Raw genomic sequence first — 7,745 nt, 5'->3', positions numbered from 1 at the left:
GCCGCACGATGAAGAGCAAAAGTTAGCATGATCGTTACCATGTTCGGGAGTCACATAGGAGATCAGATCCTGGAAATCGGGAAAAGTGCCAATCAGTTCACAATATTTGTGTATAAGAGTCAGGCGCTTATCTGTGAACTGATGATGGCGTAAACGGTTTTTGCGCTTCACTGGGATGATATAGTAATGCCTCAGTACATAACGATTACTGAGGCATTTATATTAGATAAATAGCCTAGGGCTATCGTTGATTATTATGTACGAAAGCTACCAATCAAACCCTGCAGTTGGCTAGCAAGTCTCGTCAATTCATCACAAGCTTGCGACATTTGATTCGCTCCAGCGGAGACATCTTCTGCCGCAACGCTAATATTTGAGATGTTACGATTCAACTCCTCACTTACTACTTCTTGCTCTTCTGTTGCTGTTGCGATTTGGGTGCTCATTTGTGATATTTCGTTTGTCGCCAGACGAATATTAGCGATCACAGTGCCAGCTTCTTGAGCCTTTTCGACAGTATCATGTACAATCGCTTGACTAAGTTGCATGGTGTGGCCGGCGTGTGAGGCTCTTTGTTGTAGCTCTTGTATTATTGTATTTATTTTTGTGGTCGAGTCTTGAGTCTGCTTTGCTAATGTACGCACTTCATCAGCCACAACAGCAAATCCCCGGCCTTGTTCACCAGCCCTTGCGGCCTCAATTGCTGCATTAAGGGCTAATAAATTAGTTTGTTCCGCAATACCTTGAATTACATCCAGTACAACACCAACATTATGACTATTTTCATCAAGTTGATTAATTACTAATGCTGTTTTTTCAATAGATTCAGCAACACTCTCTATGCTTGCAATTGTATTAATTACAGTTTCTGAACCATGTTCCGCCGAACGGCTCACTAATGTCGCAGTGTTGGCAGCATCAGAGGTATTTCTTGACACTTCTTTAACTGTTGCTTGCATTTCATTCATCGCAGTAGCAAGTTGATGAAGTTCATTTTGCTGCTTATTCATGCTCTCAGCAGACAATTTTGCTACCGCACTAATTTCCTCCGCAGAGGAACTTAACTGCACAATAGAACCAGAAACCTCACTTACTAGTTTATGTAGATTGTTTTGCATTTTAGAAATGCCCGATGCAAGCATGCCTATCTCATCGAGATTAAACTCTTGTAACTTGACCGTCTTTGTAAGGTCTCCGTTAGAGACCGCATCAACTATTGTAAGGAGCGCGTTAATCGGTGTTTTAATTTGGCTATTTAAATAACGCAAAACAAAAAGCATGAATATAATACATACAATCCCTAGTATAGTACTATTTCGCATGGCTGAATAATAAACCAATTCAGACTCATCATTAAGGGTATGGCCTACCCGTACATTTATATCATCCAACTTGTCAGCTAACTGAAGAACATTATTTATACTTGTAATGTCGCTGAAAATCATATCAACTTGATGTGTATCATTGCGTATCATTGCATTGTAATATGATTCCAGTGAGGCTAAATACTCTTTCCCCATCTTGTTTAACTCATGAAAAACAGCCTCTTCCTCAGGTGAGTTAAAGTCCAAAGCTAGATAGTTTTGAGCGGCAGCATTATAGGTCAACTGTAAATTTTTAACTTGTTCTTTCCGAGAAATGATCTCCGGCTGATTTCCTTTATAAAAATAAATCGTTGCAGCCAGCTGACTTCTCCTTGCGCTCTGCAATGTTTTTTGCATAGTTCCAGCATAACTAACAGATGGCAAAAGATTTTCAGCCATTACCGTTGTTATTTCGTCAAGATGGGATATTTTAGACACTTCATACGACATAAGACTCAATATGAATATACCCACCAAGCCTAATGCACCGAATAGCTTCTGCCCAATCGTTAACCGCTTTAACATGTAGACCTCTTTTTATAGATAACGTTGTTTTCATCTGAGTGTTTGTTTTATTAAATTCTCATTCATTGTTTTTATATTAAAATTAAAATGCAGAGCTAATAAAGAAAATGCACCTATTACAACATCACCATATTTTAATGGTGGGAAATTCAATTGCCACTACTGCCCTTTACCGCTAGCAGATAGATATTAATCAAACGGCATTTTATATTGAACATAGCAGAGTAATATAGTTTAAAATGTGACTTGCCGCAATAATTCACTATTATCAAAAAGGTTTTTAAAAACCATAGGGGGATGCAAATGAACTCCTTATATGAGTTGAAAGTTCCCATGCGGAACCAGGTAATGCCTCCAATACATTGCAGTGGTGTTTTTCTATAAAGGCGCAGATGACTTTCTCGTGGATTTCAAAGATCGAGAAAAACAGATGGTTTACGGGCCCGTCGCTTGAGGCACGTTCTGAGCGTCAGGTTGTTACGCTCAATACGCTGGATGAATATTTTCCGGTCAGATGTATCTCGGCATGTTTAATGGGATGGTCGCCTCTACCCAGAGCGGCATCTGAAGTGTGAATTGCACCTTCTTTACTTCCCTAAGCCCGTCATCTGCGCCATACACACCATAAATAAACAGGCTCTGCCTGATGTGGCAGAGCCTGTTGTACCAACGCAATCCAAACCGAGTGATTTACAACGTCTTGCCGTCGCTTGCGATCACCGATTGATACCAGTGGAAGCTCTCTTTCTTGATGCGACGCAAGGAGCCGCCCTGCTCATCGCGGTCCACATAAACGAAGCCATAACGCTTCTGATAGCCGTTGAGCCAGCTCAGGATGTCGGTGAAGGACCAGGCGCAATAACCAATCAGTTCAACCCCGTCTTGCAGCGCCTCCTGACAGGCGATGAGATGACTCTTGAGGTAGGCGATGCGGTAATCATCGTCCACCTTGTCACCCGCCCCCAGTTGGTCAAACTCGCCGAGGCCATTCTCGGTGATCATCAGCGGCAAACCATAGCGGGAAGAGAGGCGGCGCAGGGCGATACGCATCCCGGTCGGGTCGATGGCCCAGTCCCAGTTGCTGGTTTCCAGATGCGGGTTGGGCGCCGTTTTGTAAAGACCGGGAATGCCGCTCGAGGGGGTGGTGCCCTTCTGCCCTGTGGTGTTGATGCGCTGCAGGGTCTGACCGCCCAAGGGGTTATCGGTGTAGGTCAGGGTGTAGTAGTAGTTGACGCCAATATAATCTGGCATGCCTTCACGCAGCAGCGCCAGATCGCCGGGCAGGATCTCAGGCGCCTCGCCATTTTCTTTCAGATAGGCAAGCGCCGCCTGGGGATAACGGCCGAAGCAGTAGGCATCCAGCCACCAGTAGCTGGTGAACTCCTCGGCATTTTCGAACGCCAGCATGTCTTCGGGGTCACACGACGCCGGATAGGCGGGCGAATAGGCGAAGCTCGGGCCGATCAGGCCGTTTGGCACATGCTGGCGAAACGCCTTGATCACCCGGGCATTGGCCAGAAACGCGATATGGTTGGCAGCAAAGAAGCGCTTGCGGTCTTGCACTGCGGGCGGATGGGTGCCGAGCTGATAGGCGTTGGTCAGGTTGTAATTTTGCTCGTTGAGCGACACCCAGTACTTCACCTTGCCGGCAAAGCGCTGATACAGCGTCACGCAGTAGCGCTCGAAATCCTCGATGATGCGTCTGTCTTCCCAGCCGCCGTACTCCTCTTGCAGCGCTTGCGGCAGATCCCAGTGGTAGAGAGTAAGCACCGGCTCGATCTTGTGCGCCAGCAGGGTGTCAATCAGCTTCTCGTAGAAGGCCAGACCCGCTTCGTTCACCTCACCCCGGCCGGTGGGGAAGATGCGCGGCCAGCTCACCGAAAAGCGATAGGCCTTGAGCCCCATCTCCGCCATCAGCGCCACGTCCTCCTCCATGCGGTGATAGTGATCGACCGCCACGTCGCCGTTGCTGCCCTCAAAGGTCTTGCCCGGCAGCTTGGTGAAGAGATCCCACACCGAGGGCCCCTTGCCATCGGCATTCCAGCCCCCTTCCACCTGATAGGCGGCGGAGGCGGCGCCCCACAGAAAATCTTTCGGGAAGTCATTGAGCGTGTGGTGATGCATCTGGTGTTGCTCCTTCTGCGCTGATGGTTCAGCCATCTCTGATACGTCGACGCCCCCATACAAGGCGCCCCGAATAAATTGGCATAAGCATCGAACAGTTCTAAAATTCCGTCCAATGACAAATGTGGCCATTCAACATTCCCAACAGGAATGAAAGGAGCTGTGGTGGAGCTACGGGATCTGAAAGCCTTCGTGACCCTGGGGGAGGTGTTGCACTTCGGTCAGGCGGCAGTGCGCCAGCATGTCACCCAGTCGGCCCTGAGCAAGCAGATAAGGCGGCTGGAGGAGGAATTTGGCGGTGAGCTGTTCGAGCGCAACGCCAGCAGCACCCGCCTGACCGTGCTGGGTCGGGCGCTCTATGAGGATGCCTGTGCCCTGGTAGCCCAGAGCGAACAGCTAGGGCGCACCGCTCGCGACGCGCTGGCAGGCAATAGCGGCACCCTGCGCGTCGGCTTCGGGGTTGCCACCAAGATACTGGTGCCCGCCGCCATCGCGCGCTTTCGGGCCGAGCGCCCGCAGGTGACCATAGAGCTCAACGACCTCTCCACCCATCACCAGTTGCTGGCCCTGAGCGAAGGCAGGCTGGATATCGGCTTTTGCCGCCTGCCTGCCCCCAAGGGGTGGCACTGCCTACCTGTGGTGCAAGCGCACTTTGTCGCGGTACTGCCCGCCAGTTACAGAGAGGTACACGAGCTGGCGGATCTGGTGGACAAGCCGCTGGCCATTCTGCGCCGGGACAAGGCGCCCTCGTTTTACGACAACCTGATGCACTACCTGGCCCAGAGCGGAGTGCGCTTTCGCGATATCCAGTACGTGAATGACTTCGCCGCCGGGGTCGCCACCGCAGCCGCGGATATCGCCTGGACCCTGGTGCCCTCCTCCACCACCATAGAGCACCCGGATGTGCTCACCCTGCCCCTGCGCGAAGCCGAGGCAAGCTGGACGATCGGTCTCATTCGCCCGCCCCACGGCAAGGGTCCGCTCATTGATGCCTTCTGGCAGATTATCGCTACCATGACGGCGCCAGCGGTCGAACCGGATTAACCTCTGCCACGCCCCCCCGCCGCCTCTCCCTCCCGGGAGAGGTCCCCACCAGGGATGGCGGCCCCATGACGGCCTTTATTGCGTGAACCGCGTCTGCCAATGATGGGGAAGAGAGACCAGATCATCTTTTCGATCAAGGCATTAAGGTAGGTAGGTCAGGCCGGATAGTAGTAGCTTTTCGACAGTTGGCTCCATTAGAATCAACCGGCTTATTTCCACTACCGCACCTTGATACCGGACGCCTTCCTGCTCATGCTACTTCTTCCTCGGTTCCTGAAAATTGACCTGCGCCGCCTCATACTCGTACTGGCCGTCATCAGCGTCATGGCGACCCTGGGCAACAGTTTTTATGCCACTTACGAGGCACAGCGGGCACTGCTGATCAGCAACACCCTGGATGCCAATCGCGTCTATGCGGCCAAGCTGGCCGAGATGACCAACACCATGATCCAGTCCAGTCAGAGCCAGCTGGCCTACAGCGCCGCCCTCCTCGCCCCCGCCATGACGGATCACAATACCCTCTTGAGCGAAGTGCGGCGACTGCAACAGCAAACGGCGACCTTCAACTCGGTGGCCATCGTGAATGCCGATGCCATGGTCATGGCCGTCTATCCCGATACGCTGCAGATAAAGGGTGCCAAGCTCACCTCCCAAAGCGCCAAGCTGTCCATCACGACCCACCAGCCGATGATCACGGATCCGTTCGTTTCACTCTCGGGCAACTATCTCATCAGCATCTCCTACCCTATCTTCGACAAGGAGCAAACCTATCTGGGCTATGTGACGGGCACCATCTACCTCCAGTCACAGAACATGCTCTCCGGCATATTGGGCCAGCACTACTACCGGGATGGCTCTTCCCTTTATGTGGTTGACCGCAACAGAACTCGCATCTACCACCCGGACAACGCCAGGGTAGGCGAAAAGATCCGCGACAATGCGGTGGTCGACAAGGTACTAAACGGCGAAGAGGGGGCGCTGGAACTGACAAATGACGAGGGGACTGACATGCTGGCCGGATTCGCCCCCATCCAGCAGACCCACTGGGGAGTCGTCGCACAGCGCCCCCGCACCGCCACCCTGGCCGGGCTGGACACGCAGATGATGACAGTGCTGTTCAAGCTCATTCCCATCAATCTGCTGATCCTGCTCTTCATCTGGATTTCCGCCATCTTCATCTCCAAGCCCCTGTGGCAACTGGCCAACAAGGCCAAGCTGATGGATCAGCAGGAGGCACTGAAAAACATCGCCAGGATCCGGGTCTGGTACTTCGAGGCGGCCCAGCTCAAGCAAGCCATGCTCAAAGGGCTGGGTCTGCTCAATACCAAGATTGATAAGCTGCACAGCGACAGCCACACTGACGCTATGACGGGCCTCTCCAATCGAAGGGGCATGCAGCAGATGCTGGATCACTATCAGGCCCTGGGCCGGCCCCTCGCCGTGATAGCGCTGGACATAGACCACTTCAAGCAGATCAATGACAGCTTCGGCCACGATGTCGGGGACCAGGTGCTAAGCGCGCTGGCCAGCCTGATGCAGCAGGGAGCCAGACAGGCAGATGCCTTGTGTCGCAGCGGTGGCGAGGAGTTTCTGGTGCTGCTGCCCGAGCTGTCGCTTCACCTTGCCCACGAGATCGCCGAACGGCTGCGCCAACGGGTAGCCGCCCATCCCATGCCCGGCACCGGGCACATTACCATCTCGCTCGGCGTCGCCTATTGGCCTGGCGAGGGGAACGACGATCTCAGTGCCGTGTTGAAGCAGGCCGACAAGGCGCTCTATGAAGCCAAGCATCGTGGTCGCAACCAAACTGTGGTGGCCAACGACCAAGGTGCCCTCATCCATGACGACGCGCCCCCCCTTCTAGTAGCACCGCCTGCTGATACCCAGGAGCACGTGATCACCGGCTAGACACCGTCATTTGGAGTGCGCACAGGACCTGGCCATGGGATCGCTTAAACGAACGCCGTGCTATGGCACGCTTTATCGTGGGGATCAGGTGCAACATGGGGCGGGATACTGCGGAAATGCTGAAGACGAACCAAACCTGTTCAGACGGCTTGCACTTGGGAGAGCTGTGTCAGGCGAATAGCTCACCCTTACACGCAGAGCAATCGTTGCGTCGATAAAGATAAAACGCGCCCTGCATAAGGCGCATAACATCGACGGTCGGCTTCAATATCACACTGGCTTGTGCGAGCCCGTTTATTAATGCGGGCCCGGAGGGATCGCATGACAGGATCCGCTCCGGATTATATTCAGATGTCAAGCTACTGGGTCACCCGGCTTGGATTTGCCTTTCCTCCCCCCTACTTCAAACGCAGATCATTATTGACAGAGGTCACACCGTTAACGCTTCCTGCAACAAAAACCGCCTTGCTGATATTGGCCCTGTCTTTAACAAAGCCACTCAATTGCACCACACCTTTAAAGGTTTCAACATTTATTTCAGCCGATTTCAGATCCGGGTCTTTAAATATGGCTGCGACAACCTTGGTGGTAATCACAGAATCATCGACATATTCGCCAGTGCCTTCTTTGGTTGAGGTTGATGCACAGCCTACCGCCTGACTCTTATACACAAATATTGTGAACTGATTGGCACTTTTCCCGATTTCCAGGATCTGATCTCCTATGTGACTCCCGAACATGGTAACGATCATGCTAACTTTTGCTCTTCATCGTGCGGCC

Annotated in this window: 5 protein-coding genes and 1 pseudogene; 2 read left to right on the top strand and 4 right to left on the bottom strand. The window is 52.4% G+C overall.

Going from position 1 to position 7,745, the window contains the following annotated elements; genetic code table 11:
* Positions 1-254: 254 nt before the first annotated feature.
* The 3 genes and pseudogenes from GWQ22_RS20245 to GWQ22_RS20235 all read right to left on the bottom strand — a co-directional run bounded on the left by GWQ22_RS20245 (position 255) and on the right by GWQ22_RS20235 (position 4,013).
* Positions 255-1,889: a methyl-accepting chemotaxis protein gene (locus tag GWQ22_RS20245; RefSeq protein ID WP_275931453.1), complete on the bottom strand. Its 1,635-nt coding sequence runs from the start codon at positions 1,887-1,889 to the stop codon at positions 255-257.
* A gap of 361 nt (positions 1,890-2,250) precedes the next feature.
* Positions 2,251-2,395 (bottom strand): annotated as a pseudogene (locus GWQ22_RS20240) (IS1 family transposase); the annotation flags it as partial.
* A gap of 184 nt (positions 2,396-2,579) precedes the next feature.
* Positions 2,580-4,013 (bottom strand): glycoside hydrolase family 1 protein, encoded by a 1,434-nt coding sequence (locus tag GWQ22_RS20235; protein ID WP_275931452.1) that lies wholly within the window; start codon positions 4,011-4,013, stop codon positions 2,580-2,582.
* A 165-nt stretch (positions 4,014-4,178) separates the two neighbouring features.
* Between GWQ22_RS20235 and GWQ22_RS20230 the strand changes: the two genes are divergently transcribed.
* The gene (locus tag GWQ22_RS20230; protein ID WP_275931451.1) at positions 4,179-5,057 is read left to right on the top strand and encodes a LysR family transcriptional regulator; all 879 of its coding nucleotides are present in this window, start codon (positions 4,179-4,181) and stop codon (positions 5,055-5,057) included.
* A 252-nt stretch (positions 5,058-5,309) separates the two neighbouring features.
* Entirely contained in the window at positions 5,310-6,965 is a 1,656-nt protein-coding gene (locus GWQ22_RS20225) for a sensor domain-containing diguanylate cyclase (protein ID WP_275931450.1), read from the top strand.
* 398 nt (positions 6,966-7,363) lie between these two features.
* Here the strand turns inward: GWQ22_RS20225 and GWQ22_RS20220 are convergent, their stop codons facing one another.
* Positions 7,364-7,717, bottom strand: coding sequence for a BON domain-containing protein (locus GWQ22_RS20220; RefSeq protein WP_275931449.1), 354 nt, complete (start codon positions 7,715-7,717; stop codon positions 7,364-7,366).
* Between the last annotated feature and the right edge of the window lie 28 nt (positions 7,718-7,745).

It is taken from the genome of Aeromonas sp. 1HA1 (genome assembly GCF_029237385.1).
Taxonomy (GTDB): domain Bacteria; phylum Pseudomonadota; class Gammaproteobacteria; order Enterobacterales; family Aeromonadaceae; genus Aeromonas; species Aeromonas popoffii.
The sequence above is the reverse complement of the archived record's forward strand: the minus strand, read 5'-3'. Positions and strand labels throughout refer to the sequence as shown.

Coding starts and splice junctions, on each gene's coding strand:
- GWQ22_RS20235 (WP_275931452.1), bottom strand. CDS start 4,013: ATGCATCACCACACGCTCAATGACTTCCCGAAAGATTTTCTGTGGGGC.
- GWQ22_RS20225 (WP_275931450.1), top strand. CDS start 5,310: ATGCTACTTCTTCCTCGGTTCCTGAAAATTGACCTGCGCCGCCTCATA.
- GWQ22_RS20220 (WP_275931449.1), bottom strand. CDS start 7,717: ATGATCGTTACCATGTTCGGGAGTCACATAGGAGATCAGATCCTGGAA.
- GWQ22_RS20245 (WP_275931453.1), bottom strand. CDS start 1,889: ATGTTAAAGCGGTTAACGATTGGGCAGAAGCTATTCGGTGCATTAGGC.